This is a genomic window from Burkholderia lata (genome assembly GCF_902499025.1).
Lineage (GTDB): Bacteria > Pseudomonadota > Gammaproteobacteria > Burkholderiales > Burkholderiaceae > Burkholderia > Burkholderia lata_C.
This window is the reverse complement of the sequence record NZ_CABVPW010000012.1, coordinates 133,832-160,211: the sequence shown is the minus strand read 5'-3', so window position 1 is coordinate 160,211 and position 26,380 is coordinate 133,832. Positions and strand designations below refer to the sequence as shown.

Annotated in this window: 22 protein-coding genes; 14 read left to right on the top strand and 8 right to left on the bottom strand. The window is 68.6% G+C overall.

Annotation, left to right across the window (positions count from 1 at the left end; genetic code table 11):
- The first annotated feature begins 17 nt into the window (after positions 1-17).
- Positions 18-959, top strand: a complete 942-nt coding sequence (locus tag BDI24065_RS14530; RefSeq protein ID WP_175031863.1) for a homocysteine S-methyltransferase family protein — start codon at positions 18-20, stop codon at positions 957-959.
- Positions 956-1,393, top strand: a complete 438-nt coding sequence (locus tag BDI24065_RS14525) for an Lrp/AsnC family transcriptional regulator (RefSeq protein ID WP_175031862.1) — start codon at positions 956-958, stop codon at positions 1,391-1,393. Before BDI24065_RS14530 ends, BDI24065_RS14525 begins: the two co-directional genes overlap by 4 nt.
- A 170-nt stretch (positions 1,394-1,563) precedes the next feature.
- On the opposite strand, the gene BDI24065_RS14520 is transcribed toward BDI24065_RS14525, so the two are convergent.
- From BDI24065_RS14520 to BDI24065_RS14510, 3 genes are all read right to left on the bottom strand, one after another.
- Positions 1,564-2,745, bottom strand: a complete 1,182-nt coding sequence (locus tag BDI24065_RS14520; RefSeq protein ID WP_175031861.1) for a fumarylacetoacetate hydrolase family protein — start codon at positions 2,743-2,745, stop codon at positions 1,564-1,566.
- A 42-nt stretch (positions 2,746-2,787) separates the two neighbouring features.
- Positions 2,788-4,569, bottom strand: coding sequence for an IlvD/Edd family dehydratase (locus BDI24065_RS14515; protein ID WP_175031860.1), 1,782 nt, complete (start codon positions 4,567-4,569; stop codon positions 2,788-2,790).
- 325 nt (positions 4,570-4,894) lie between these two features.
- Positions 4,895-5,932, bottom strand: coding sequence for a LacI family DNA-binding transcriptional regulator (locus BDI24065_RS14510; protein ID WP_175031859.1), 1,038 nt, complete (start codon positions 5,930-5,932; stop codon positions 4,895-4,897).
- A 294-nt stretch (positions 5,933-6,226) separates the two neighbouring features.
- Between BDI24065_RS14510 and BDI24065_RS14505 the strand changes: the two genes are divergently transcribed.
- Entirely contained in the window at positions 6,227-7,573 is a 1,347-nt protein-coding gene (locus BDI24065_RS14505; protein WP_175031858.1) for an MFS transporter, read from the top strand.
- 253 nt (positions 7,574-7,826) lie between these two features.
- On the opposite strand, the gene BDI24065_RS14500 is transcribed toward BDI24065_RS14505, so the two are convergent.
- From BDI24065_RS14500 to BDI24065_RS14480, 5 genes are all read right to left on the bottom strand, one after another.
- Positions 7,827-9,299 (bottom strand): NAD-dependent succinate-semialdehyde dehydrogenase, encoded by a 1,473-nt coding sequence (locus tag BDI24065_RS14500; RefSeq protein WP_175031857.1) that lies wholly within the window; start codon positions 9,297-9,299, stop codon positions 7,827-7,829.
- A 102-nt stretch (positions 9,300-9,401) separates the two neighbouring features.
- The gene (locus tag BDI24065_RS14495; RefSeq protein WP_006749694.1) at positions 9,402-9,893 is read right to left on the bottom strand and encodes an Lrp/AsnC family transcriptional regulator; all 492 of its coding nucleotides are present in this window, start codon (positions 9,891-9,893) and stop codon (positions 9,402-9,404) included.
- Between the two features lie 86 nt (positions 9,894-9,979).
- The gene (locus tag BDI24065_RS14490) at positions 9,980-11,380 is read right to left on the bottom strand and encodes an aspartate aminotransferase family protein (protein WP_175031856.1); all 1,401 of its coding nucleotides are present in this window, start codon (positions 11,378-11,380) and stop codon (positions 9,980-9,982) included.
- 161 nt (positions 11,381-11,541) lie between these two features.
- The gene (locus BDI24065_RS14485; RefSeq protein WP_175031855.1) at positions 11,542-12,468 is read right to left on the bottom strand and encodes a 2-hydroxyacid dehydrogenase; all 927 of its coding nucleotides are present in this window, start codon (positions 12,466-12,468) and stop codon (positions 11,542-11,544) included.
- Positions 12,469-12,480: 12 nt separating this feature from the next.
- Complete coding sequence (locus BDI24065_RS14480) at positions 12,481-13,341, bottom strand: GNAT family N-acetyltransferase (RefSeq protein WP_175031854.1); 861 nt, start codon at positions 13,339-13,341, stop codon at positions 12,481-12,483.
- 574 nt (positions 13,342-13,915) lie between these two features.
- On the opposite strand from BDI24065_RS14480, the gene BDI24065_RS14475 reads away from it, so the two are divergent.
- The 11 genes from BDI24065_RS14475 (at position 13,916) to BDI24065_RS14425 (ending at position 26,314) form a co-directional block, all read left to right on the top strand.
- Positions 13,916-14,584, top strand: a complete 669-nt coding sequence (locus tag BDI24065_RS14475) for a haloacid dehalogenase type II (RefSeq protein ID WP_175031853.1) — start codon at positions 13,916-13,918, stop codon at positions 14,582-14,584.
- Positions 14,585-14,985: 401 nt separating this feature from the next.
- Positions 14,986-16,575: an ABC transporter substrate-binding protein gene (locus tag BDI24065_RS14470; RefSeq protein ID WP_175031852.1), complete on the top strand. Its 1,590-nt coding sequence runs from the start codon at positions 14,986-14,988 to the stop codon at positions 16,573-16,575.
- 79 nt (positions 16,576-16,654) lie between these two features.
- Complete coding sequence (locus BDI24065_RS14465) at positions 16,655-17,608, top strand: ABC transporter permease (RefSeq protein ID WP_175031851.1); 954 nt, start codon at positions 16,655-16,657, stop codon at positions 17,606-17,608.
- Between the two features lie 30 nt (positions 17,609-17,638).
- Positions 17,639-18,598 (top strand): ABC transporter permease, encoded by a 960-nt coding sequence (locus tag BDI24065_RS14460; protein ID WP_175031850.1) that lies wholly within the window; start codon positions 17,639-17,641, stop codon positions 18,596-18,598.
- Positions 18,598-20,472, top strand: coding sequence for an ABC transporter ATP-binding protein (locus BDI24065_RS14455; RefSeq protein ID WP_175031849.1), 1,875 nt, complete (start codon positions 18,598-18,600; stop codon positions 20,470-20,472). Before BDI24065_RS14460 ends, BDI24065_RS14455 begins: the two co-directional genes overlap by 1 nt.
- 198 nt (positions 20,473-20,670) lie before the next feature.
- Positions 20,671-21,948, top strand: coding sequence for an NAD(P)/FAD-dependent oxidoreductase (locus BDI24065_RS14450; RefSeq protein WP_438820008.1), 1,278 nt, complete (start codon positions 20,671-20,673; stop codon positions 21,946-21,948).
- Positions 21,949-21,974: 26 nt separating this feature from the next.
- The gene (locus BDI24065_RS14445; protein WP_175031847.1) at positions 21,975-22,121 is read left to right on the top strand and encodes a hypothetical protein; all 147 of its coding nucleotides are present in this window, start codon (positions 21,975-21,977) and stop codon (positions 22,119-22,121) included.
- An 11-nt stretch (positions 22,122-22,132) separates the two neighbouring features.
- Positions 22,133-22,588, top strand: coding sequence for a helix-turn-helix domain-containing protein (locus tag BDI24065_RS14440; protein WP_175031846.1), 456 nt, complete (start codon positions 22,133-22,135; stop codon positions 22,586-22,588).
- A 118-nt stretch (positions 22,589-22,706) separates the two neighbouring features.
- Positions 22,707-23,441, top strand: a complete 735-nt coding sequence (locus BDI24065_RS14435) for a cupin domain-containing protein (protein ID WP_175031845.1) — start codon at positions 22,707-22,709, stop codon at positions 23,439-23,441.
- Positions 23,442-23,443: 2 nt separating this feature from the next.
- Positions 23,444-24,769, top strand: coding sequence for an NAD(P)/FAD-dependent oxidoreductase (locus BDI24065_RS14430; RefSeq protein WP_175031844.1), 1,326 nt, complete (start codon positions 23,444-23,446; stop codon positions 24,767-24,769).
- 75 nt (positions 24,770-24,844) lie between these two features.
- On the top strand, positions 24,845-26,314 hold the full coding sequence (locus tag BDI24065_RS14425; protein ID WP_175031843.1) for an aldehyde dehydrogenase family protein: 1,470 nt from the start codon (positions 24,845-24,847) through the stop codon (positions 26,312-26,314).
- Positions 26,315-26,380: the final 66 nt, after the last annotated feature.

Genomic DNA, 26,380 nt, shown 5'->3' with positions numbered 1-26,380 from the left:
ACGACGGAGCACGGACTATGCATGGCATCACGGTACTCGACGGCGGCATGGGGCGCGAACTGGCGCGGATGGGGGCGCCGTTCAGGCAGCCGGAATGGTCGGCGCTCGCGCTGATGGAAGCGCCGCATTACGTCGGCCTCGCGCACGACGCGTTCATCGCGGCGGGCGCCGACGTGATCACCGCGAACAGCTATGCGGTCGTGCCGTTCCATATCGGCGAGCAGCGGTTCCGTCGCGACGGTGCCGCGCTCGCGGCACTGGCCGGGCAACTTGCGCGGCAAGCCGTGGATCGCGCAGTGCGGCCGGTGCGCGTCGCGGGGTCGCTTCCGCCGACCGGCGGCTCGTATCGGCCCGACCTGTTCGACGCGGCGCGTGCCGATGCGATTCTGGCGACGCTCGTCGATGGACTCGATCCGTACGTCGACCTGTGGCTGGCCGAGACGCAGAGCCTGACCGGCGAGATCGACGCGGTCCGTCGCGCGCTCGGTGCGAATCCGAAGCCGCTCTGGGTGTCGTTCACGCTGCGCGACGAGGTCGGCGCCGACGCGGGTGCCGGGCCGGTACTGCGATCGGGACAGACACTCGACGAAGCCATCGACGCCGCCGTGTCCGCGCGCGCGAGCGCGCTGCTGTTCAACTGCAGCCAGCCGGAGGCGATGGGTGCGGCGATCGAGACGGTGCAGCGTAGGCTCGCTGGAATGGGCGCGGGCGCGGCGTTGACGATCGGCGCGTATGCGAACGCCTTTCCACCGCAGCGCGCCGATGCGCGTGCGAACGAGGAGCTCGACGCATTGCGCGGCGATATCGATCCGCCCGGCTATGCGAAATGGGCGGAGCAGTGGCTCGCGCTCGGTGCGCAGATCGTCGGCGGCTGTTGCGGAATCGGCCCCGGCCACATCGCGGCATTGCGCGACGCGGTCGATGCGCGCGGCGTGGGGCACACCGGGTCCGGCCAATGAAGATCGACGGCCTGGACCAGAAGATCATCGACGCATTGTGTGCCGATGCGCGGATTCCGCTCGCGGTGCTGGCCGACAGGATCGGTTTGTCCAGGCAGGCGGTCCGGCACCGGATCGACCGGCTCGAAGCGCTGAAGATCATCGCAGGCTACACGGTGCGGCTCGCGTTGCCCGACGACGTCGCACCGGTGCGTGCCGTGATGCTCGTCTACCGCAAGGACCGGATGCGCGGCGCGGACGTGCTGGCCGCGCTCGAGCGGATCGCCGAGGTACGCGACTGCGCGGTTCTCAGCGGCGAGGTCGATTTGCTGGTGCAGATAGAGGCGGCCACGCATGAGCGCATCAGCGACATCTGGGCGACGATCAGCGCATGGGACGGCGTGCAGAACATGACGACCAGCTTCGTGCTCGACTCGGTCGTTCATAAGCGGTGACGGCCCGGCGCCGTGGCTGAAGGCCGGCCGGCGCCGCCTGCCATCGATACGGGTCGGGCCGATCACGACCGCGCACCGCGTACCGATGTGGCGGGGCAGGGGGCTTGCCGTCGGCCCGCTGTCCGTCGATCGGGTTCGCGTCCGCTTTCGTGTCGTCGAGTCTCGCCGCTTCAGGCGCCGAGCAGGCCGCGTGCGGCCAGGTTGGCGTACAGGGCGCGCACGCCGAAGGTCCACGGGGCGATCTCCGTGCAAAGCCGCACGGTATTGACGAGTGCGCCGAGCGTGGGCGTCGAGATGACGACGCGGTCGCCCAGGTGATGCGTGAACCCGCCGCCGGGCGCGTCGCGGTCCTGGATCGGCGAGAACATCGTGCCCAGGAACAGCATGAACCCGTCCGGATACTGGTGATGCGCGCCGCAGGTTTGTGCGACGAGGTCGGCAGGGTCGCGGCTGATCTCGCGCATGTGGCTGATGCCGTCGAGCACGAAGCCGTCGTCCGCGCCTTCGACGCGCAGCGACACGCTGGCCTGCCGCACGCTGTCCAGCGTGAAGCCGTCGTCGAACAGCCGCACGAACGGGCCGATCGCGCACGAACCGTTGTTGTCCTTGCACTTGCCAAGCAGCAGCGCCGAGCGGCCTTCTATGTCGCGCAGGTTCACGTCGTTGCCGAGCGTGGCGCCGACCGGCGTGCCGGCGCTGCTGACCGCGAGCACGATCTCGGGCTCCGGGTTGTTCCACACCGACACGGGCAGCAGGCCCACGTCTGCGCCGAAGCCCACCGCAGACATCGGCTGCGATTTGGAGAACACTTCGGCGTCCGGGCCGATTCCGACTTCCATGTATGGCGACCACGCGCCGCGGCGCTCGAGTTCGGCCTTCAGGCGCATGGCGGCTTCCGAACCGGGAACGATCTTCGACAGATCGGTGCCGATGGTCGCGGCCATGGTGTCGCGCACGTCCCGCGCCTTGGCCGGATCGCCGCCGGCCTGTTCCTCGATGACGCGTTCGATCAGGCTGACGGCGAAGGTGACGCCGCAAGCCTTGATGGCCTGCACGTCGCACGGTGCGAGCAGGTGCGTGGCGCCGGACGTGCCGTCCAGTGCGGCCTGCAGCAGCGGCTCGACACGGCCCAGCGATTCGCCGGGGGCCGCGCGCGCGATTGCGGCTGCGTCGGGGCGGTCGAACAGGTCCGCGGTGGTCGGCACGGTGCGCGAGATGTCGAACATTTCGCCGCCGCGCACGGCAACGACGCTCGGGCCCGCGTGGGCGCCATCGTGCCGCCAGACGCGGCCGATCAGCAGCGCGTGTGCGAGGTCGTGCGGCAGGCATTCGGAAACGGAAAGAGTACGCATGGTCAGCTCGGCGGGAGTCGTGGGGCGATGGGATCGACGGGATCAGTGGGAGTGGCGCGGGTTGCCGCGCTGCTCGATGACCTTCAGGTACAGCGTGGCCGGTTCGAGGCAGCCGCCGGTGGACAGCTGGCCCACGAACCGGCGATAGAGTTCCTGCCAGGGCGTCTGCGCCTGCGGCGCGGTGAAGCCGGCAGTCTCGCGGCGGCGCGCGAGTTCCGCTTCGTCGACGAGCACGTCGACGCTGCGGCGATTCAGATCCACGCGGACGCGGTCGTTCGTGCGCAGCAGCGCCAGGCCACCGCCGACCGCCGCCTCCGGCGACACGTTCAGGATCGACGGGCTGGCCGACGTGCCGCTCTGGCGCCCGTCGCCCAGGCATGGCAGCGACGTCACGCCGCGCTTCACGAGGTCGGCAGGCGGTGCCATGTTCACGACTTCCGAACTGCCCGGGTAGCCGACCGTGCCGCAGCCCCGGATCACCAGGATGCAGCGTTCGTCGATGTTCAGCTGCGGGTCGTTGATGCGGGCGTGATAGTCCTCGGGGCCGTCGAAGACGATGGCGCGTGCCTCGAAGGTGTTCTCCGCGCCCGGCTCGGCAAGGTAGGTCTGGCGGAAGGCTTCGCCAACCACCGACATCTTCATGATGGCGCTGTCGAAGAAGTTGCCTGACAGCACCATGAAGCCGGCGCCGTGCATGAGCGGCGCGTCGGGCGTCCGGATCACGTCGCGATCGGCGTCCTGCGCCGCGTCGGCGATCTCGCCGATCGCGCGGCCGGACACGGTCAGGCAGTCGCGCCGCAGCAGGCCGGCCGAATCGAGCTGGCGCAGCACGGCGGGCACGCCGCCGGCGCGGTGGAAGCTTTCCCCGAGGTATTCGCCGGCCGGCATGCAGTTGACGAGCAGCGGCACGGATTCGCCGAAGCGCTGCCAGTCGTCGAGGCTCAGTTCCACGCCCATGTGGCGCGCAATGGCGATCAGGTGTGGCGGGCAGTTGGTCGATGCGCCGAGCGCGGAGGCGACCACGATGGCATTCTCGAACGCCGCGCGCGTCATGATCCTCGACGGGCGCAGATCTTCGCGAACGAGCTCGACGGCGCGCTTGCCGGTGGCGTAAGCCATCTGGCCGCGTTCGCGATAGGCGGCGGGGATGCTCGCACACCCCGGCAGCGACATGCCGAGCGCCTCGGCCAGGCTGTTCATCGACAGCGCCGTGCCCATGGTATTGCAGTGACCGATCGACGGCGACGATGCCGTGGTCAGCTGCATGAAGCCTTCGTAGTCGATATCGCCGGCGGCCAGCAGGTTGCGGGCGTGCCAGATCACGGTGCCCGATCCGACACGCTTGCCTGCGTGCCAGCCGTCGAGCATCGGTCCGCCCGACAGCACGATCGCGGGCATGTCCACGGTGGCCGCCGCCATCAGGCAGGCGGGCGTGGTCTTGTCGCATCCGGTGGTGAGGACCACACCATCCAGCGGAAAGCCATGCAGCACTTCCACGAGCCCCAGGTAGGCGAGGTTGCGGTCGAGCGCGGCGGTGGGCCGGCGGCTTTGCTCGGCCAGCGGATGGACGGGGAACTCCATCGGAATGCCGCCTGCGTCGCGGATGCCCGCCTTGGTGCGCTCGGCCAGCTCGAGGTGGTGGCGGTTGCACGGCGCCAGGTCGCTGCCCGTCTGCGCAATGCCGATGACGGGACGTCCCGACTGCAGTTCCTCACGTGTCAGCCCATAGTTCATGAAGCGCTCGACATAGAGCGCGGTCATGTCCGCATGTGCGGGGTCGTCGAACCACTCCTGGCTGCGCAGACGGCGAGGGGCTTGTGACATGGCGGGCTGTCTCCGAAGCGATCATTCAGTTTTGCGTGCCGGATAGTTACCGGTAACATGACGTCGATGTTAGCACGGGGTTTTTGCGCTGCGTAAGGGGATTTTCGTGTGAATGGGGCAAGCAATGGAGATCGCGCGACGCACCGGGCACGGGTTTCCGGGGCAGCGAACCGTGCCGCGTCGACACGCGTTGCTCGTCACGCGGGCTTCTCTCCGATGCGGCGCAGGTGCGGCGTGAGGGGAGGGGCCTGTACGCGGTCCCGCACGCCGCGCAACGATACGCAGCCGTTCTCGCACGGGCCGGCCAGCCCGTGCCTTCGGCCCGTCAGGCGCTTTCCCGCGCGACGATCGAGTAGTCGATTCGAATCCGTTGCGGCTCGATCCGCTCGCCGCCATCGCGTGCTTGCAGTGCCGCCAGCAACGCCTCGCCCGTGCGCAGGCCGATGCCGTACGCGTCGACCGACACCGTGGTGATGGTCGGGTGGCAGGATGCAGCCACCTCGAAGTTCCCGAAGCCGGCCACGGCCATGTCCGCAGGCACGGACAGCCCGCGCCGATGGCATTCCATGATTGCGCCGAACGCCGACATGTCGCTCACGCACATCACCGCGTCGGTGTCGGGCCACGTCTCCAGCAGAGCCGCCATCGCGGGCCCGCCATGACTCATGGTGATCGGCGATTCGCCGAGGCGCACGATGCGCGGCTCGCCGAGTCCGAGTGCCTTGATCTCCGCCTGATACCCCTTGAGCCGGTCCAGGCCGCGGCGATCCAGTTCGCTGGCGCCGCCGAGAAAGCCGATGCGCTGGTAACCGCGCCCGGCCAGGTGCCGCACCATCGCACGCGCGGCCCGCACGTTGGAGAAGCCCACCGCGGTGTCGATAGGATGCGTGGGCAGGTCCCACATCTCGACGACGGGAATGGCCGAGCGCTGCAGCACCTGGTGCGTCGCATCGGTGTGCTGCGCACCGGTCAGCGCGATGCAGCGCGGCTGGTGACGCAGCATGGAGCGCACCAGTCGTTCTTCCCGTTGCAGGTCGTAGTCGGTGTCGCCGAGCAGCAGTTGCAGGCCATGCGGTTCGAGCGTATCGGTGAGGCCGCGCACGGTGTCGGAGAAGTTGGAGCTCGACAGCGACGGCACGAGCACCGCGACGAACTCCGAGCGCCCCGACGACAACGCACCCGCGGCCGCGTCGGCCACGTAGCCGAGCTGATCGATGGCCTGGCAGACCCGCGCGCGCGTTTCGGCGGCCACGCTGTGGCCGGCGAGCACGCGCGACACCGTCATCTTCGATACGCCGGCCAGGCGCGCTACGTCGGACATGCGGGGCGGTCCGGCAGGCCGGACGGCGGTGGGGCTGGGCATCGGAATGGCGATCCGGGAGAGAAATCAGGAAAGGCTACATCATACCGGTGCGAAATACCGGGCAGGCCGCCCGCGCCCGTTGCGCCTGCACCTGCACTAGGGAAACTCCCCGTTCGCCGGCACTTGAAGTCGTCTGTCCCGACATGCTAACTTGGAAATGTTACCGGTATCAAATCGCCGGTGGTTCCCGTTGCCTCGTCGGCGTTTTTTTTGTGACGGGATGTTATCGGTAACATCAACGTATCAACGAACGCGCCGGTACGAAGAAGACCTACACAATCAGGAGACAAACCGATGCCGTCCATTACGCAGACCGCTGCCGCATCGGCCGCGGCCGACTCGTCGGAAGACGCCCTTTATCGCAAGGTCATGCGGCGCGTCCTGCCATTGTTGCTGCTGTGCTACGTCGTGGCTTACCTGGACCGCGTCAACGTGGGCTTCGCCAAGCTGCAGATGCTCGACGACCTGAGCCTGAGCGACGGCGTCTATGCGCTCGGCGCCAGCATTTTCTTCTGGGGCTACTTCCTGTTCGAGATGCCCAGCAACCTGCTGCTGCACCGCTACGGCGCGCGCTTCTGGATTGCGCGGATCATGATCACCTGGGGCATCGTGTCGTCGTCGATGGCCTTCATCGTGCCGCTCGCGCAGTTCTTCCACGTGCAGACGACCACCATGTTCTACACGTTGCGCTTCCTGCTGGGCCTGTGCGAAGCCGGCTTTTTCCCCGGCGTGATCCTGTACATGAACTACTGGTTTCCGGCACGCCGCCAGAGCGTGGCGATGTCCGGCTTCCTGGTGGCGATCCCGCTGAGCCTGACGCTCGGCAGTGTGGTGTCCGGCTGGCTGATGGAGCAGACGCACGGCCTGTCGGGCATGAGCGGCTGGCAATGGATGCTGCTGCTGGAAGGGCTGCCGTCGATCGTGGTGGCGTTCATCGTGCTGGCCTGCCTCGGCGACGGCCCGCAGTCGGCGAAGTGGCTGTCCGCCGAGGAAAAGGCGGTGCTGTCGCGCAATCTCGAAGCCGAGGCCGCGCACAAGTCGCACAGCGTCGGTGCCGCGCTGCGCAGCCCGCGCGTCTGGCTGCTGACCTTCATCCTGCTCACCTTCAATACCGGCTTCTACGGACTGGCGTTCTGGCTGCCGTCGATCATTCGCGCGTCGGGCGTGCAGAGCCCGCTGCATATCGGCCTGCTCACCGCCATTCCGTATCTGACGGCGATCTTCGCGATGGTGTGGAATGCCTCGCACTCGCGCAAGACCGGCGAACGCCGCCTGCACGCGGCGATTCCCGCGCTGATCGGCGGCGTCGGCCTGATCATGAGCGCGGCGTGCGCGCAGCACGTGGCGCTGTCGATCCTGTTCCTGACCATCGCCACCTGCGGCATTCTGGCGCTGATGCCGATCTACTGGACCTTCCCCGGCCAGATCCTGTCCGGCACGGCCGCGGCCGCGGGCATTGCGCTGATCAACTCGGTGGGCAACCTGTCCGGCTTCACGGGCTCGATGATTACCGGCATCGCCAAGGAAATGACCGGCAACATCAACAACGGCACCTATGCGCTGGGCGCCTGCCTGCTGGTCAGCTGCGGGCTGATCGCGCTGATTCCGCGCGCCATCCTGCAGCCGCAGGCCAGACTGTAGATACTTCGCAGTCCGTCTCGTGCGGCGTCGTCGCGGCGAGCCTGATCGGGCGGTCGCTGTCCGCGACTGGCGTCACTGCGACGGCAACGTGGGGGCGTTGACACGGTTCTTCGCGGCGCTGTGCCCGGTGACAGCATTACCGACAGTGGGGCGGGAAGCCGCCCTCGCTGTCGGACGAGCGCGGAGTGTACCTGCGCGTCGAGCTTCCCGTCGCGTGCCTGCGTAGCCCCCCCATACGCGGATTCGACAAGATTCAGTCGAGCCCGCCCTGGCACAGGTACTTGATCGTCAGGTAGTCGTCGAGTCCGTATCGCGAGCCTTCACGACCGTAGCCCGACTCCTTCACGCCGCCGAACGGCGCGGCCTCGCTCGCGAGGGCGCCTTCGTTGATGCCGACGATGCCCGTTTCGAGGCGCGCCGACACGCGCGTGATCCGCCGCACGTCCTGCGTGTAGAAATACGCGGCAAGGCCGAACGGCGTGTCGTTCGCGGCGTCGACGGCTTCGTCCTCGGTCCCGAACGGGAACAGCGCCGCGACCGGGCCGAAGGTTTCCTCGCAGGTCAGCCGCATGTCGGCGGTGGCGTCGGCGAGCACGGTCGGCGCGTAATAGTTCGGCCCGAGTTCGGGCACGCGCTTGCCGCCCGTGAGTACGCGTGCGCCGCGTTCGATCGCGTCGCCGACGTGGCGGGCGATCTTGTCGACCGCGCGTGCGTTGATCATCGGGCCGATCTGCGCGGCCGGGTCGGTCGCCGGCGCGACCTTCAACGCGGCGACACGCGCAGCGAGCTTCGCGGCGAACGCGTCGTAGACGCCGGCCTGCACGTAGACGCGATTCGGCGACACGCAGGTCTGACCGCCATTGCGGAACTTGGCGGCCATCAACCCGTCGACCGCGGCATCGAGGTCAGCATCGTCGAACACGATGAACGGCGCATTGCCGCCGAGCTCCAGCGACAGCTTCTTCAGCGTCGCCGCAGACTCGCGCGCGAGCAGCTTGCCGACGGGCGTCGAGCCGGTGAACGTGATCTTGCGCACGCGGCCGTCGGCGAGCCAGTCGGCCGCGGCATCGACGCCGCGCTCGCGCGACGCGGCGATCAGGTTCAGCACACCGGGCGGCACGCCGGCTTCCTGCGCGAGAAAGGCGAGCGCGAGCGCGGTCAGCGGCGTGTCCTCCGCGGGCTTCGCGACGACCGTGCAGCCGGCGGCGAGCGCGGGCGCGATCTTGCGCGCGATCATCGCGAGCGGGAAATTCCACGGCGTGATCGCAGCGACGACGCCGATCGGTTCCTTCACCGCGCTGAGCCGCTTGCCGCGCTGCTGCTGCGGAATCAGGTCGCCGTAGGTGCGCGTCGCTTCTTCGGCGAACCACAGCACATACGACGCGCCATAGGCCACTTCACCACGCGCTTCGGCGAGCGGCTTGCCCTGTTCGTGCGACATCAGCTTTGCGAGATCGTCGGTGTGCGCGACGATCGCCGCGTGCCACGCCCGCAGGATCGCGGCCCGTTCGCGTGCGGGCGTCGCACGCCATGCAGGCAGTGCGCGTGCTGCCGCGTCGGTCGCGGCGCGCGCGTCTGCGGCGCCGCTGTCGGGTGCGCGGGCAACGGTCTGGAGCGTCGCCGGATCGGTGACGTCGAAGCGGCGGCCGTCGATCGCATCGCACCACGCGCCGTCGATCAGGTTTGCAGTCCGAACGAGTTCGGTGCGGGACAGTGTAAGCGGCATGACAGGTCCTTGAATGAAACGGTTCGATGACGGTGGGGAGCGCGCGCGGCTACGCCGCGCGGCGCGCTGACTGTCGCGTTCGAGGGTGACGCGCGCCGCGGGTCAGTGGCGCTCGCCGAACAGCGATTCGAGCGGGTAGTGCCGCTTGACGAACGGCGACTTGATGATCACGTAACTGAAATATTTCTCGATGCCGATGTTCTGCTCGAGCAGCCCTTCGACGATCGTCTGGTAATGGCTCACGCTGCGCGTGATGAACTTCAGCAGATAGTCGTAGCCGCCGCTCGCAAGGTGGCATTCGACGATCTCGTCGACATTGCGGATCGCCGCGACGAAGCGATCGAAATCTTCGCGACGGTGGTCGGCCAGCGTGACTTCGGTAAACACGACCTGCACGTCGCCGAGTTTCTCGAGCTGGATGTGCGCGCCGTAGCCGCCGATGTAGCCGGCCTTCTCGAGCCGCTTCACGCGGATCAGGCATGGACTGGGCGACAGCCCGACCGCATCGGCCAGCTCGACGTTGGTCATGCGGCCGCGCTTTTGCAACTGGGAGAGGATGCGCAGGTCGATGCGATCCAGCTTGCTGTCCGTCATGTTCACGTGAGAGGGAAAAAATGGAATGTCCGGTTACTTTAGAGTCGAACGAAGGCCGCCACAAGCCCCGCTTTCCCTTGGCCGGCTCATGCCGGCTGGGCATGCGCCGCGTCGAGCGCGCGTTGTACGCCCGCGTCGGCCAGCACGTCGTCGAGCGTCTTGCGCACGCGTTCGAACATCAGGTCGAACTCGCCCGCGGTGAAGCTCAGTGCCGGCGCGAAGCCGAGCACGCCGTCGCCGAATGCGCGAAACACCACGCCGTTCGCGTACGCGGCCGCTGCGATCTTGTCGGGCACGTTCAGCGCCGCGTCGAAGCGCGTCTTGCGTGCCTTGTCGGCCACCAGTTCGAGTGCGCCGAGCAGGCCGGCCGAACGCGCGTCGCCGACGAGCGGATGCGTACGCAGCGCGTCGAGGCCCGCGGCAAATCGGGGTGCCATCGCCTGGCCGTTCGCGAGCAGCCCACCTTCGTGATAAAGCTTCAGCACTTCGAGGCCGATCGCCGCGCTGACCGGGTGCGCGGAATACGTATATCCATGACCGACCGCGGCCGACTCCGTGCGGCTGCCCGCGATCCCTTCGTAGATTTCGTCGGACATCAGCACCGCCCCCATCGGCGCATAGCCGGCGGTCAGGCCTTTCGCGACGGTCATCAGGTCCGGATCGACCTGTTCCGTCTCGCACGCGAACAGCGGGCCCGTGCGACCGAAGCCGGTGATCACCTCGTCGGCGACGAACAGGATGCCGAGGCGCCGGCAGGCGTCGCGCATCGCCTTCAGCCAGCCGGCCGGCGGCACGATCACGCCGCCGGAGCCTTGCACGGGCTCGCAGAAGAACGCGGCGACGTTGTCGGCACCGAGTTCGGCGACCTTCGCTTCGAGCGCGGCGACCGACGCGACGATCAGTGCCTGCGGATCGTCGCCGAGCGGGTGGCGATACGGGTAGGGGGACGGAATGTGGTGCTGGTCCGCACGCGGCAGGTCGAAATGGCGGTGGAACGCGGGCAGCGCGGTGAGACCGGCGCCGATCGACGACGAACCGTGATAGCCGCGTTCGAGCGCGATCATCTGCTTTTTCGACGGGCGGCCGGTTGCGTTGAAATAATGCGTGATGAAACGCACCGCGGAGTCGATCGCGTCCGAGCCGCCGAGCGTGAAATACACGCGGTTCAGCGACGGCGGGGCGAGCGCCGCGAGCCGTTCGGCGAGTTCGATGGCCGGTTGCGAGCCGAAATGGAAATAGCCGGTCGCATAGGGCAGCTTCGCCATCTGCGCGGCGGCGGCCTGCACGATGCTGTCGCGGCCGTAGCCGACGTTCACGCACCACAGGCCCGAGAACGCATCGAGCAGGGTATGGCCGTCGGCGTCGCGCAGGAACACGCCGTCCGCGGATTCGAGCACGGTGACGCCGCGCGCCTCGTGCGCGCGATAGTTGACGACGGGATGGATCAGGTGTTGACGATCGGCTTCGATCAGCGCGGCTTGGTTCATGGCAGGGCGGGACTCTCGTCGGGTGTCAGCGGTGAGGTCATGCTACCCAGCGAGCAATTCGCACGCGCCTTCAATTTGCGGCCTGAAACGTATGGATGCGGCGTTTGCACCGCGCGCTTCGGCATTTTCTGCTGCGCCGCCCGCGAGGCCGGGCGAACGCGTCAGTAGCCGCGCGCGCGATCGACGACGCCGATCATCGGCTGGCCCGCGCGATGGCGCGCCAGGTTCTCGAGCACCGCATCGACCGCGGTGTCGGGCCGCGTCGCGCTGGCAATGTGCGGGGTGATGCGAATGCGCGGATGCGTCCAGAACGGGTGGCCGGCCGGTAACGGTTCGGGGTCCGTCACGTCGAGGATCGCGCTGTCGAGCCGGCCGCCGTCGAGCGCGGCGAGCAGCGCCGTCGCATCGAGCTGCGGGCCGCGCCCGACCTGCACGAGCGACGCGCCGTCCGGCAGCGCATCGAACACGCGCGGGCCAAGCAGGCCGCGCGTGCTGTCGGTGAGCGGCAGCAGGCAAACCAGGAGGTCGGTGCGGGCCAGGAACGCGTCGAGCGCCGCGTCGCCCGCGTAGCAGTCGACGCCGTCGAGGGTGCGCGGTGTGCGGCTCCAGCCGGCGCACGGGAAACCGAAGCGCCGCAACGTGTCGAGGACGGCCTGGCCGAGCGTGCCGAGCCCGAGCACGCCGATGCGGCGCGACGCGGCCGCGCGCACCGGCTTCTCGCACCATGCCTGCGCGCGCTGTTGCGCCGCGTAGTCGAACAGGTCACGGTGGATCGTCAGCACCGCCTGTGTCACGTACTCGACCATCCCTTCGACGATACCCGGCTCGATCATCCGCACGACCGGGATGTGCGCGGGCACGCGCGACAGGTCGAACTGGTCGATGCCGGCGCCCACCGAGAACACGACCTCGAGGTTCGGCAGCAGCACAGCCGGGTCGTCCGGCGGTTGCCACGCGGCGAGGTAGCGCACCGTGTGCGGATCGCCGAGGTCCGGCCAGATCCGGAACGCGAGGTCGGGTGCCCGTTGCGCGAAGCGCTGCGCCCATTGCGCGCCGCGCACCGGGTCGGCCTTGTACAGGAAGCTCATCGTGCGTGCCGCTCAGCCGAGCGCCTGATTGACGATCGCGAACGTGCGCAGCGCCGGATCGCGCGCCGGCGCCGCGCCGCGCACCATCGCGACGACGGTATCGACGCGCGGCAGCCCGAGCCCCTGCAGCCAGTCGGACAGCCCGCTGTCGCCCGGCACGTCGAGGCGCACGAACATGCCTTCGTGCAGCGCGAGCCAATGGCTGATGAGGGCTTGCGCGCGCAACGCGTCCGGTGCGATCACCGGGCCGATCACGTGGCCGCGGCCGAACCGGCGAAACAGCGCGAAGCCGAGCAGTTCGCCGTCGCGATCGAGCGCGATCCCATTCGCGACGTCGAGCAGCGCATCGATCACCGCATCGCGCGGGTAGCCGGCCGCGCGCGATGCGAGCGCGGCGAGCCGCGGGCCGTCGTTGGTGCCGAGCGGCCGCAGGCGCTCGCCCGGCGGCAGCGAGATCAGCGGCGGCTGGAACGCGGCGCCCTGGTGCTGGTCGATCGTGCCGATCGCCTCGAAGCCGAATTTCTCGTACAGCGGCTCGCCGGCCGGCGTGGCGTGCAGGAACACGGTTCGCGCGCCGAGGCTGTCGACGACGCGCGTGAGCAGTTCGCGGCCGATGCCGCGGCCCTGGCGCTCGGGCGACACGATCACCATGCCGAGCGACGCGTGCGACTCGCCGAAGTGCCAGCCGAGCGCGGTGCCGACGATGCCGGATTCGTCTTCCGCGACGAAGCCGCTGCCGAGCTGGAACGCAAAGCGCCAGTCGTCGAGCCGGTGCGGCCACTTGACCGCCTCCGACAGCCGGTGCGCGGCGGGCAGGTCGGTTTCGGCGAACGGGCGATAGAAAAGCGTGCGGGAAGGATTGAGGTCGGCCACGCCGGACTCCGGATTGGTAGGAATGACCCGCTCACTCTGCCAGCGACACCGCGGCCCGGATAGGACGATTCGCCTGTTTTCCGGCAGCGGCGGCCGCGCGGGCGGGATCGACGCAAGCCGGCTCGATCGGCGTGCGGGAACGCGTGGTTCATGCGGTGATTGGCCCGTCGTTCCGGCCGTTGCTACAGAGTGAACGCCCGTACGGCGGACGCACGGCGGTGCGCCGCTTCCAGCCGCACCGCAGCACGGCAGCACGGCAGCACGGCAGCACGGCAGCACGGCAGCACCGCACCACCGCACCACCGCACCACCGCACCACCGCACCACCGCACCACCGCACCACCGCGGCCGTACGGGGTACGCGCGTCGCGGCTTCGCGCACCGTGTCGGCCGGCCTGCGCACCCCGCCCGGGACAGCACCGCAGATCGTGCCGTGAAGGGCGCGCAACACGCGGCGATTCTGCGCTTTGAGCGGCGCCGAACGACGTGCGAAGGCATTTTTGCCTTGATTCAATTTCGTACAACCCAGCCCGTCCCCGGCCCTGCCGGGGCTTCACACCGACAGGACGTCACCATGATCCAATTTGAACCGAAGTTCATCACGTTCGACTGCTATGGCACGCTGACCCGCTTCCGCATGGCCGACATGGCGCGCGAGGTCTACGCCGACCGGCTGTCGCCGGTCGCGCTCGAGGAATTCGTGCGCGCGTTCGCCGCCTATCGGCTCGACGAGGTGCTCGGCGCGTGGAAGCCGTACCGCGACGTCGTCGTCAACGCGATCCGGCGCACCTGCGAGCGAGTTGGCGTGAAGTTCGACGAAGCCGAGGCGGAAAGCTTCTATCTGGCGGTCCCGACCTGGGGCCCGCACCCGGACGTTCCGGCGGGCCTGTCGCGGCTGGCGCAGAAGTACAAGCTGGTGATCCTGTCGAACGCGTCGGACGACCAGATCATGAGCAACGTCGACAAGCTCGGCGCGCCGTTCCATGCGGTATTCACCGCGCAGCAGGCGCAGTCGTACAAGCCGCGGATGCAGGGCTTCGAATACATGTTCGGCAAGCTCGGCTGCCGGCCGGAGGACGTGCTGCACGTGTCGTCGAGCCTGCGCTACGACCTGATGACGGCCGAGGATCTCGGGATCCGGCACAAGGCGTTCGTCAATCGAGGCCATGAACCGGGCACGCCGTTCTACAACTACTACGAGGTGTCGGACATCGGCCATCTCGCGACGCAGCTCGGCTTGTAATCGACGCATCGGCCGCGCGGTCGCGCAACCCGTCCGGCCCGGCACGCGGACGGGAACAGGCCCACGGTGCCGTGCCGGCCGTGCTCCGGTCTTCACGCCGGCCGGCTTCGACGGCGCGGGCAATCTTCTGAACTTTCAGCGGATGGCCTGGATGGCCCGGATGGAACGGATGGCATCCGGGCGCGACGGCGGCCCGCCGCGGCCCGCAGCAAATCATGCTGCGCAGGTGGCCCAAAACGGTCGAATCGTGTGGTGCAGCCGCCCCGAATCGAGACAACCCGCATTTTGGCGATGCTTAAATGAATTCCATGTGCAAGACGTTGCATCCGCCACCAGCAGGCGGGCGCGGCGGATTTCTCGAACACGCTGGCCCCCACTTTCTACAGTCAGGAGCAGTTCGGATGAGCGACGATATCGACAACGGCGGCGGTAACGGTGGGTTCACGCGCCGCGACATGATGCGGGTCATGGCGGCGAGCGGCATGATGGCCGTCGGCACCGGCGGCGGCCTGCTTTCCGGCATGCAATCGGCCTTCGCCGCGCCCGCGCCGAAACGCGGCGGCAAGATCCGGGTTGCGAACGAATCGAGTTCGACGGCCGATACGCTCGACCCGGCGAAGGGCTCGACCGGCGCCGACTACATTCGTTTCTTCATGTTCTACAGCGGCCTCACGCAGCTGGATCAAAGCCTCACGCCGCAGATGAACCTCGCCGAGTCGCTGCATACGACCGACGCGAAGACGTGGGTCATCAAGCTGCGCAAGGGCGTCACGTTCCACGACGGGAAGCCGGTCGGGCCGGCCGATGTCGTGTATTCACTGATGCGTCACAAGAATCCGGCCACCGCATCGAAGGTCAAGCCGCTCGCCGACCAGTTCGCCGATGTGAAGGCGAGCGGCCCGGACGAAGTCACGCTCACGCTCGTCAGCGCGAACGCCGACCTGCCGGTGATCCTCGCGACGCCGCAGCTCGTGATTTGCAAGGACGGCACGACCGACTTCGCGACCGGCATCGGCTGCGGCCCGTACAAGCTGAAGTCGTTCAAGCCGGGCGTGTCGACCGTCGGCGTGCGCAACGACAGCTACTTCAAGCCGGGCATGCCGTATCTCGACGAGATCGAGCTGATCGGCATCACCGACAGCGCCGCGCGCCTGAACGCGCTGCTGTCGGGCGACGTGCACCTGATCAACGCGATCGATCCGCGCTCGACGCAGCGGGTCGCGTCCACGCCGGGCTATGCGCTGAAGGAAACCAAGTCGGGCCTGTACACCGACCTGATCATGCGCAGCGAAAACCCGATCACCGCGAACCCCGATTTCGTCGAAGGGATGAAGTACCTGTTCGATCGCGAGCAGATTCGCTCGGCGGTGTTCCGCGGTTACGCGGTGATCGGCAACGACCAGCCGATTCCGCCGGGGCATCGCTACTTCAACGCGTCGCTGCCGCAGCGGCCGCACGATCCGGACAAGGCGAAGTTCCTGTTCCAGAAGGCCGGCGCGCTGGGCACCGCGCTGCCGCCGATCTATGCGACGTCGGATGCGAACGGCTCGATCGAGATGGCCGTGCTGATGCAGCAGGCCGGCCAGAAGATCGGGCTGAACCTGCAGGTGAACCGCGTGTCGGCCGACGGCTACTGGTCGAACCACTGGATGAAGCACCCGCTCGGCTTCGGCAACATCAACCCGCGCTCGAGCGCCGACGTGCTGTTCACGCAGTTCTTCAAGTCGGATGCGCCGTGGAACGAGTCGGGCTGGAAGAACGCGAAGTTCGACCAGCTGCTGCTCGCCGCGCGCTCGGAGACCGACGATGCGAAGCGCAAGCAGATGTATGGCGACATGCAGGTGCTCGTCTCGCAGCAGGGCAGGATCGGCATTCCGGCATTCATCAGCTTCCTGGACGGCTACGACAAGCGCCTCGGCGGCCTGGGTTCGATCCCGACCGGCGGGATGATGGGCTTCATGTTCGCCGAGCACGTGTGGTGGAACGCCTGACGCCGTCGCGTGCCGATGCCGCGCGACCGGTGCGGGCAGCCGCCCCGGTCGCGCGCGACCTTACCCGGAGTGCCGCTTCATGAACCGAATCCTGCTCGGCCTGATCGGCCGGCGCATCGCGGTCACCGCGCTGACGCTGCTGATCGTGTCCGCGATCATTTTCACCATCACGAACCTGCTGCCGGGCGACGCCGCGCAGGCCGCGCTCGGCCAGTCGGCGACGCCGGAGACGGTGGCCGCGCTGCGCCAGCAGTTCGGCCTCGACATGCCGGCGCACGTGCGCTACCTGCACTGGCTCGCGGGGCTGCTGCACGGCGATTTCGGCCGCTCGCTGTCGGGCGACATGCCGGTGTCGGAGATGATCGGCGGACGCTTGCCGAAGTCGCTGGCGCTGGCCGCGATCACGACCGCCGTGTCGGTGCCGATCGCGCTGCTGCTCGGCATCCTCGCGGCCGTCAAGCGCGAGTCGGTGGTCGACCGCGCGATCAGCCTCGGGACGTTGTCGCTGGTGGCGACGCCGGAATTCCTGATCGCGACGGTCGCCGTGCTCGTGCTGGCCGTGAAGCTGCACTGGCTGTCCGCGCTGTCGTACAGCGGCCCGATCGAAAGCCTGCACGATTTCCTGCGTGCGTATGCGATGCCGGTGCTGACGCTGTGCGCGGTCGTGATCGCGCAGATGGCCCGGATGACGCGGGCCGCGGTGATCGAGCAGCTGAGCGCATCGTATGTCGAGATGGCCGTGCTCAAGGGCGCGAGCCCCGCGCGCGTCGTGCTGCGCCATGCGCTGCCGAACGCGATCGGGCCGATCGCCAATGCGGTCGCGTTGAGCCTGTCGTATCTGCTCGGCGGCGTGATCGTCGTCGAGACGATCTTCAACTATCCGGGGCTCGCGAGCCTGATGGTCGATGCCGTCGGCAACCGCGATTTCCCGCTGGTCCAGGCGTGCACGCTGATCTTCTGCGTCGCCTACCTGACGCTCGTGCTGTTTGCCGACCTGTGCTCGATCGTGTCGAACCCGAGACTGCGGACCTGAGCGTCCCGTCCTCCTTCCGAGATGCCGCCCATGCACCCGACCGAACCCGTTCAACGCAGCAGCGCGCTGCCGCCGTCAGGCGACCAGCCGCCACCGTGGGGCGGCGCGACGCCGCCCGCCGCACCTGCCCCCGACCAGCCGCGCAAGCGCCGCGCGGCGCGCCTGCAACTGACGACCGGCGGCCGCGTCGGCCTGTCGATGGTCGCCCTGATGCTGTTCATCGCCGTGTTCGCACCGCTGCTCGCGCCGCATGACGTCGGCACGATCGTCACCACGGACGTGTTCGCGCCGTTCGGCGCGAAGCTGCCGTTCGGTTCCGACTTCCTCGGCCGCGACATGCTGAGCCGGATCCTGTACGGCACGCGGCTGACCGTGTTGCTCGCGCTCGCGGCGGTGCTGCTCGCCGCGCTGACCGGCACGACGCTCGGGCTGCTCGCGACCGTGTCGGGCCGCGCGGTCGACGAGACGATGAGCCGGCTGCTCGACGCGCTCACGTCGATTCCGTCGAAGATGTTCGCGCTGATGTTCGTCGCCGCGTTCGGCTCGTCGCTGCCGCTCCTGATCCTCACGGCCGCGGTCAGCTACATGCCGGGCTCGTACCGGATCGCACGCGCGCTGGCGATCAACATCAGCACGCTCGAATTCGTGCAGGTCGCTCGCGCACGCGGCGAGAGCGCGCTGTACATCGCGTGCGTCGAGATGCTGCCGAACATGATTCACCCGATGCTCGCCGATACCGGGCTGCGCTTCACGTTCGTCGTGCTGCTGCTGAGCGGTCTGAGCTTTCTCGGGCTCGGCGTGCAGCCGCCGTATGCGGACCTCGGCTCGCTCGTGCGCGAGAACATCGCGAGCCTCGGCGACGGCTCGGCCGTCGCGATCATGCCCGCGGTCGCGATCGCGATCCTGACGGTGGGCGTCAACCTGTTGATCGATGGCCTGCCGCATCGCGGCCGCCGCAAGGGCGCGGCTGCGGCCGCGGGAGAACACTGATGCGAGATGAATCGACTCCGCTCGTCGAGGTGCGCGGGCTGCGCGTGGTCGGCGGCCGTCCGGGCGGCGCGGAAACGACGATCGTCCACGACGTCGACTTCGACATCCGGCGCGGCGAGGTGCTCGCGCTGATCGGCGAGTCGGGCTCCGGCAAGACGACGATCGCGCTGTCGCTGATGGGCCATGCCCGTGCCGGCTGCCGGATCGCCGGCGGCTCGGTGAAGCTCGGCGGCACGGACGTGTGCACGCTGTCCGCGCACGCGCTGACCGCCTTGCGCGGCCGCAAGGTCGCGTATATCGCGCAGAGCGCGGCCGCCGCGTTCAACCCGTCGCGCACGATCCTCGACCAGGTGATCGAGAGCGCGCTGATCCACCGGACGCTGACGAAGCGCGATGCGCAGGCGAAGGCGGTCGAGCTGTTCCGCGCGCTCGCGCTGCCCGAGCCGGAGACGATCGGCAAGCGCTATCCGCACCAGGTATCGGGTGGCCAGCTGCAGCGGCTGATGGCCGCGATGGCGCTGATCACCGATCCGGAACTGGTGATTCTCGACGAGCCGACCACCGCGCTCGACGTGACCACGCAGATCGACGTGCTGCAGGCGTTCAAGAGCGTGATCCGGCGCTACGGGATGAGTGCGGTGTACGTATCGCACGATCTGGCGGTGGTCGCGCAGATGGCCGACCGGATCGTCGTGCTGAGCGACGGCGTGATCCGCGAAGCGGGCGAGACCGAACAGATCCTGCATGCGCCGGCGCATCCGTACACGCAAAGCCTGATCGCGGCCGTCACGCCGGCCGATGGCGAACGCGATGCGAAACCGGTGCAGGCCGCGCCGGTGCCGCTGCTCGACGTGCGCGGCGCGATCGCCGGCTATGGCGGCCGTACCGCGAAAGGCTGGCCCGCGAAGGTGATCCTGCACGAAGTGGACCTGCGCATCGGGCGCGGGCAGACGGTCGGCGTGATCGGTGAATCGGGCTCGGGCAAGACGACGCTCGCGAAGGTGATCGCGGGCCTCGTGCCCGCGACGGCCGGGCAGATCCTGCTCGACGGCGAGCCGCTCGCGCTCGACATCGGCAAACGCTCCAAGGAGCAGCACCGCCGCGTCCAGATCGTGTTCCAGAACGCCGATACCGCGCTCAATCCGGTGCATACCGTCGAGCGCACGCTCGCGCGGCCGCTCGCGTTCTATCACGGCATCAAGGGCGCGCGTGCACGGCAGCGCGTCGCGGAACTGCTCGAACTCGTGCGGCTGCCGCAGGCGGTGGCGGCGCGGCGCACCGGCGAGCTGTCCGGCGGGCAGAAGCAGCGCGTGAACCTGGCGCGCGCACTCGCGGCGGAGCCCGACCTGATCCTGTGCGACGAGGTGACGTCGGCGCTCGACACCGTGGTCGGCGCCGCAATCATGGATCTGCTGCGCGACCTGCAGGCGAAGCTCGGCGTGTCGTACGTGTTCATCACGCACGACATCGCGAAGGTGCGCGCGATCAGCGACGACATCGTCGTGCTGTATGCGGGCCGTCGCGTCGAAACCGGCAGCCGCGATGCGCTCTGCGCGCCGCCTTACCACCCGTATTCGCACCTGCTCGTATCGTCCGCGCCGGAGCTGCGCGCGGGATGGCTCGACGACGCGGCCGAGCGCTGCCACCGGCCGCTCGTGCCGATCGGTGCGAGTACGGACGATGCCGGGCTGTGTCCGTTCGTGTCGCGTTGCGCGATGCGGGTGGATGGCGTCTGCAACCGGACGGCACCGGTGCTGCGCACGCTAGAAAACGGTGCGCAGGTGCTGTGCCATCGCAGCGAGGAAGACCTCGCGCGGTTCCAGGCGGAGCCGGTCGCGCATGGCGCGACGCCGGTGCAGCCGGTGCGCCTGTAGCGCGGCGTCATGCGTTCATCGTGCTCGACGGCTGCGGCTAGCGGCCTTCCGCATAGTGTGCTGCGGCGGTCGTGCAAAACGGTGAATCGTGCGTGCGCCGTGCACGAATACGCGGCAACTGCGCTTTCTGATGCTGATTAAATGGTTTGCAACGGGCGATCGCCGATCGCTGTCGCCGGACTGCTCGAGAAGGATCCGATGAAATTCGATTCGTACTGGCTGGATACCCGTCCCGCGTTTCGCGACGGCTGCGAAGGGCCCGTCGAAGGGCGCGCCGACGTGGTCGTGATCGGCGGCGGCTTCACCGGCTTGTCGGCGGCGCTCGCGCTGGCCCAGCGAGGTATTTCGGTGGTCGTGCTCGAAGCCGCGCAGATCGCGGGCGAAGCGTCCGGCCGCAACGGTGGCCAGTGCAATACCGGGGTCGCGCAGGACTACGCGTCGCTCGCTGCGCGGATCGGCGTGGAACCCGCCAGGCAGTTCTATCGCGCCTACGAAAACGCGGTGAAGAGCGTCACGGCGATCGTCGCCGAACACGCGATCGACTGCGATTTCCGGCAAGCGGGCAAGCTGAAGCTCGCCGCAAAGCCGCAGCATTTCGCGGGGCTCGCCAAGACGTTCGACGCGTTGCGGCACGATGTCGATCCGGACATCGAACTGATCGAGCCGTCGCGCATTCGCGATGAAGTCGCGTCCGACGGCTTCTACGGCGGCCTGTTGCAACGCAACGGCGTGCAGATGCACATGGGCAAGTTCGGCGTCGGCCTGGCACAGGCGGCCGTGCGCGCCGGTGCGCGCATCTTCGAGCAGGCGGCCGTCACGCGGCTCGAGCGGCTCGACGGCGAGCGCCACCGGATCACCTGCGCGCGCGGCACGCTGCTCGCCGATCGCGTGCTGGTGGCGACCGGCGCGTCGCAGCACGGGCCGTTCGCGTGGTTCCGGCGGCGCATCGCGCCGGTCGGCAGCTTCATCGTCGTCACCGAGCCGCTGCCCGACGCGCAGCTGAACCGGCTGTTCCCGTACCGCCGTGCGTACGTGACGTCGCGCCAGATCGGCAACTACTTCCGCGTGACGCCCGACAACCGGCTGCTGTTCGGCGGCCGTGCGCGCTTCGCGATGTCGAGCCCGCGCTCCGATGCGAAAAGCGGCGACATCCTGCGCGCCGGCCTGGCCGGCTATTTCCCCGAGCTGGCCAACGTGCGGCTCGATTACTGCTGGGGCGGGCTGGTCGACATCACCGCCGACCGGCTGCCGCGCGCGGGCCAGCACGACGGGCTCTATTACTCGATGGGCTACAGCGGCCACGGCGTGCAGATGTCGGTGCACATGGGCCGCGTGATGGCCGACGTGCTGTACGGCGCGGCCGCATCCAATCCGTGGCGCGAGCTCGACTGGCCGGCGATACCCGGCCATTTCGGGCACGCGTGGTTCCTGCCGTTCGTCGGCGCGTATTACCGGGTGCAGGATTTCCTGCACTGAACCGGCTGCCCTCGGGAGGATTCGATATGACCGCACGATCCGGTTGCCCGCTTGCCTTCGGCGAAGGGCGCTGCCACCGGTCCGGCGCCGGCGACGCGACGATGGAGCCGGCCGAGCCGGTCCCGGTCGCGCGGTGCGCCGCGCAGGCTGCTGGCGTGAAGGCGGCCGCATGAGGACCGCGAGCATGATGACCCTGTTCCACGATCCGGCCGAAGACGCGTCGCGTCGCGTACCGCGGGTTCCGCGGCCCGTGTCGCCGGCGATCGAGGACGTGCTGCGCACGATCGACGCGTCGTTCGCGCAGCCGCTGAACCTCGACACGCTCGCGGCGGTGGCCGGATTGAGCGTATCGCGTTTCACCGCGCGCTTTCGCAGCGAAACCGGGCTATCGCCGCACCGGTATCTGTGCCTCGTGCGGGTGCGGCGTGCGCAGGACCTGCTGCGCGCCGGTCTCGCGCCGTCCGTCGTCGCCACCGACGTCGGCTTCTTCGATCAGAGCCATCTGTGCCGGCATTTCCGGCGGGTGCTCGGGATCACGCCGCGCGATTACGTCGTGGCGCGGCCGGGTGCCGGGCCGGCGCGACCGTCGTCGACGCGCACGCGCGCCGAACATCGCGACGTGTCGTGTCATGTCGCGTAGGCACAGGCGGAGCGGCGTGCACGCGTGAAAATGTCCGGCGCAAGCGCCGGTGAACGACGATTTCCGATCTCGCGCGGCGGCTTTCGACCATGTCGCCGCGCACTGCACAGGAGCAGAAATGACCGCAGCTTTCGTGTTGCACCGCGCCGACGGTGCGCCGTCATCCACCGCGTTCCGCAAGGGGGCGTTCGGCGAGAACGACCCTTTCGCGCAACATCGGGAGATGGCGTGGGAAGGGCCCGACTCGATGGCCGCCGGGCGTATCCGTTTCGTGGGCGAACTTGACGTTCCGGCTTATCCGCACATCGAAACCCTCGTTGTCGTCGAAGGAGAGCTGACGCTCGAAGCGGCCGGCGCCGCGCCGTTGGTGCTGGGCGCGGGAGAGGGGGCGGTCATCGGCGGCGGCACGGCGCTTCGCATCGGCGCGCAATCGGGCGTGCTGGCCATGTTCTGCGTTGCCGCATGCCCGCAGCCGACGAAGCGCGGCCTCTTTCCGCTGCGTGCCGACGCCGACTTCAAGCCGTCGTCGTCGCTGCCCGCAGAGGTGCTGCTCGGCCCCGCTCCGCAATGCCGCAGCGACAATGTCTTCGTCGACGACGGCGCCGGGTATTGCGCGGGTACGTGGGATTCGACGCCTTATCACCGGATCGTTCGTCCGCATCGCGTGAACGAATTCATGCTCCTGCTGGCCGGCTGCGTACGGTTCGCCGCGCCCGACGGCAGCGTGCTGTCGCTCGGCGCCGGCGACGCGCTGTTCGTGCCGCGCGGCGCACCGATCGGGTGGGAAAGCAGCGAACGCGTCGCGAAGTTCTACGTCGTGCAGAACGTCCTTGCATCAACCGATCGAGACTGACCATGTCCCCACCGCTGCGCCAAATAGAAACGTCGCCCACGCCGCCGGCTTCGGCCGACGTCGTCGTGATCGGCGGCGGCATCATCGGCGTCTTCACCGCCTACTATCTCGCCCGGCGCGGGATGTCGGTCGCGCTGGTCGAGAAAGGCCGAATCGGCGCCGAGCAGTCGAGCCGCAACTGGGGCTGGTGCCGGCAGCAGAACCGCGACGCGCGCGAGTTGCCGATGGCGAGCAAGAGCATCGATCTGTGGGAGCGCTTCGCCGCCGAATCCGGCGAAGACACGGGCTTTCATCGCTGCGGGCTGCTGTATCTGAGCAATGACGAGGCCGAGCTGTCGCGCTGGGCCAGCTGGGGCGACTTCGCGAAGACCGCGGGCGTGACGACTTACATGCTCGACAGCAAGCAGGCCGGCGAGCGCGGGCACGCCACCGGGCGGCAGTGGAAAGGCGGCGTGTTCTCGCCGACCGATGGCACGGCCGATCCGGGCAAGGCCGCGCCGGCCGTGGCGGCGGCACTGATGAAGCTCGGCGGCAGCGTCCACCAGTACTGCGCGGCGCGCGGCATCGAACTGGAGGGCGGTCGCGTCGGCGGCGTCGTCACGGAGGCGGGCGTCATCAAGACCCGGACGGTCGTGCTCGCGGGCGGCGCATGGGCGTCATCGTTCTGCCGCCAGCTCGGCATTCGCTTTCCGCAGGCGTCGATCCGTCAGTCGATCCTGAGCGTGTCGCCGATCGAGCATCCGCTGCCGGATGCGCTGTATACGTCCGGCGTGTCCGTCACGCGCCGCAGCGACGGGCGCTACGCACTGGCGATCAGCGGTCGCGCACGCGTGGACCTGACGCCGCAGTTCCTGCGCTTCGCGCCGCAATTCGTGCCGATGTTCGCGAAGCGCTGGCGCAACCTGCTGCCGGGCGGCCTCGAAGGCGTGCGCGGCGGTCATGAAACGCTGAAGCGCTGGCGCCTCGATGCGCCGACCCCGATGGAGGCGGTGCGCATCCTCGATCCGAAGCCCGACATGCCGACGGTCACCGAAACGTACCGCCGTGCGGTCGAACTGCTGCCCGAACTGCGCGAAGCGACGATCACGCACGCGTGGGCCGGCTTCGTCGACAGCACGCCGGATGGCGTCCCGGGTATCGGCGAAGTGCCGGGCGTGCCGGGGCTGATCCTGGCGGCAGGCTTTTCCGGGCACGGCTTCGGCATCGGTCCCGGTGCCGGTCACCTGATCGCGGATCTCGCCACGGGTGCGCAGCCGATCGTGGACCCGATCCCATATCAGCCTGGCCGGTTCGCCGATTCCGCATGGGGCAAGGTGGCCGATTTCTAGTTTGAAGCCGTCCCGCGGACGACGGTGGCAACGCATGTGCGTGCCCTGTGTAAACCGACCCAACGACACCCTGAAATGAATTCACCCATCGATTCACCGGTTCGTCACCTGAAGGAAGCCGGCAGGCTCGATCGCCTCTTTATCGACGGCGACTGGGTTTTGCCGGACGGCGACGACCGCTTCGCGGTCGTCTGCCCGTCCACCGAGGAAACGCTGTGCGAGATCCCGCTCGGCAACGCACGCGACGCTGACCGCGCCGTGCAGGCCGCCCGCAACGCGTTCGAGCGCTGGGCCGCGACCTCGCCGCAGCGCCGCGCCGCACTGCTCGATCGCGTGCATGCGTTGATGCTGGAGCGCGCCGAACGGTTCGCCACGGCCCTCGCGATGGAAATGGGCGCGCCGATCAGCTATGCGCGCGCCGCCCACGTGCCGTTCGCGGCCGAACATATCCGGGTTGCGCGCGACAACCTGGCCGGTTATCCGTTCCGGACACTGCGCGGAACCACTGCGATCGTGCGCGAACCGATCGGCGTATGCGCACTGATCACGCCGTGGAACTGGCCGATCTATCAGATCACGGCGAAGGTCGGCCCGGCGCTTGCGGCAGGCTGCACGGTGGTGCTGAAGCCGAGCGAGCTGTCGCCGCTCAGCGCGTTGCTGTTCGCCGAAGTGATCGCCGACGCGGGCGTACCGGCGGGCGTGTTCAACCTGGTGAGCGGTAGCGGAACGGAAGTCGGTGCGTCGCTGGCATCGCACCCGCAGGTCGACATGGTGTCGATCACCGGATCGACGCGTGCCGGCGTGCTGGTTGCGCAAGCGGCGGCGCCGACCGTCAAGCGCGTCGCGCAGGAGCTCGGCGGCAAGTCGCCGAACATCGTGTTGCCCGATGCGGACCTGGCGCGCGCCATCGCGCCCGGCGTGGCCGCCGCGTTCCGGAACATGGGCCAGTCGTGCAGCGCGCCGACCCGCCTGATCGTGCCGCGCAGCGTGCTGGGCAGCGTCGAGGAGCGGGTGGTTGCGGCGGTCGACCAGATGGTCGTTGGCGATCCGTTCGCGGACGCGACGACGCACGGCCCGCTGGCCAATCGCGCGCAGTTCGGCAGGGTCGCGCAGATGATCGATGCGGGCATCGACGAACGGGCGAAGCTGATCGCAGGCGGCCCCGGCCGGCCGGCGGGATTCGACCGCGGCTTTTATGTGCGGCCGACCGTCTTTTCCGAGGTCCGCACCGACATGACGATCGCGCAGCAGGAGATCTTCGGCCCGGTCCTCGCGATCCTTCCGTACGACACCGTCGACGAAGCCGTCGCGATCGCGAACGACACGGTGTACGGGCTTGGCGCACATGTGCAGGGCACCGACAAGGAACGCGTGCGCGCGGTGGCGGCGCGCATCCGGTCGGGGCAGGTGCATCTCAACTATCCGGCATGGGATCCCCAGGCGCCGTTCGGCGGCTACAAGCAGTCGGGAAACGGCCGGGAGTACGGGATCGAAGGGATGGAGGAGTACATGGAGGTCAAGTCGATCGTCGGGTTCGGCGATTGACGAAGCTGCCGCGAGCGATCCGCCGGCAGTCCTGATTTGAATCGGTTTGCTTCGTCAAGGTGCAGA

Coding starts and splice junctions, on each gene's coding strand:
- BDI24065_RS14440 (WP_175031846.1), top strand. CDS start 22,133: ATGATGACCCTGTTCCACGATCCGGCCGAAGACGCGTCGCGTCGCGTA.
- BDI24065_RS14520 (WP_175031861.1), bottom strand. CDS start 2,745: ATGCGTACTCTTTCCGTTTCCGAATGCCTGCCGCACGACCTCGCACAC.
- BDI24065_RS14460 (WP_175031850.1), top strand. CDS start 17,639: ATGCACCCGACCGAACCCGTTCAACGCAGCAGCGCGCTGCCGCCGTCA.
- BDI24065_RS14510 (WP_175031859.1), bottom strand. CDS start 5,932: ATGCCCAGCCCCACCGCCGTCCGGCCTGCCGGACCGCCCCGCATGTCC.
- BDI24065_RS14530 (WP_175031863.1), top strand. CDS start 18: ATGCATGGCATCACGGTACTCGACGGCGGCATGGGGCGCGAACTGGCG.
- BDI24065_RS14500 (WP_175031857.1), bottom strand. CDS start 9,299: ATGCCGCTTACACTGTCCCGCACCGAACTCGTTCGGACTGCAAACCTG.
- BDI24065_RS14425 (WP_175031843.1), top strand. CDS start 24,845: ATGAATTCACCCATCGATTCACCGGTTCGTCACCTGAAGGAAGCCGGC.
- BDI24065_RS14445 (WP_175031847.1), top strand. CDS start 21,975: ATGACCGCACGATCCGGTTGCCCGCTTGCCTTCGGCGAAGGGCGCTGC.
- BDI24065_RS14475 (WP_175031853.1), top strand. CDS start 13,916: ATGATCCAATTTGAACCGAAGTTCATCACGTTCGACTGCTATGGCACG.
- BDI24065_RS14515 (WP_175031860.1), bottom strand. CDS start 4,569: ATGTCACAAGCCCCTCGCCGTCTGCGCAGCCAGGAGTGGTTCGACGAC.
- BDI24065_RS14525 (WP_175031862.1), top strand. CDS start 956: ATGAAGATCGACGGCCTGGACCAGAAGATCATCGACGCATTGTGTGCC.
- BDI24065_RS14430 (WP_175031844.1), top strand. CDS start 23,444: ATGTCCCCACCGCTGCGCCAAATAGAAACGTCGCCCACGCCGCCGGCT.
- BDI24065_RS14465 (WP_175031851.1), top strand. CDS start 16,655: ATGAACCGAATCCTGCTCGGCCTGATCGGCCGGCGCATCGCGGTCACC.
- BDI24065_RS14505 (WP_175031858.1), top strand. CDS start 6,227: ATGCCGTCCATTACGCAGACCGCTGCCGCATCGGCCGCGGCCGACTCG.
- BDI24065_RS14495 (WP_006749694.1), bottom strand. CDS start 9,893: ATGACGGACAGCAAGCTGGATCGCATCGACCTGCGCATCCTCTCCCAG.
- BDI24065_RS14470 (WP_175031852.1), top strand. CDS start 14,986: ATGAGCGACGATATCGACAACGGCGGCGGTAACGGTGGGTTCACGCGC.
- BDI24065_RS14450 (WP_438820008.1), top strand. CDS start 20,671: ATGAAATTCGATTCGTACTGGCTGGATACCCGTCCCGCGTTTCGCGAC.
- BDI24065_RS14485 (WP_175031855.1), bottom strand. CDS start 12,468: ATGAGCTTCCTGTACAAGGCCGACCCGGTGCGCGGCGCGCAATGGGCG.
- BDI24065_RS14490 (WP_175031856.1), bottom strand. CDS start 11,380: ATGAACCAAGCCGCGCTGATCGAAGCCGATCGTCAACACCTGATCCAT.
- BDI24065_RS14435 (WP_175031845.1), top strand. CDS start 22,707: ATGACCGCAGCTTTCGTGTTGCACCGCGCCGACGGTGCGCCGTCATCC.
- BDI24065_RS14455 (WP_175031849.1), top strand. CDS start 18,598: ATGCGAGATGAATCGACTCCGCTCGTCGAGGTGCGCGGGCTGCGCGTG.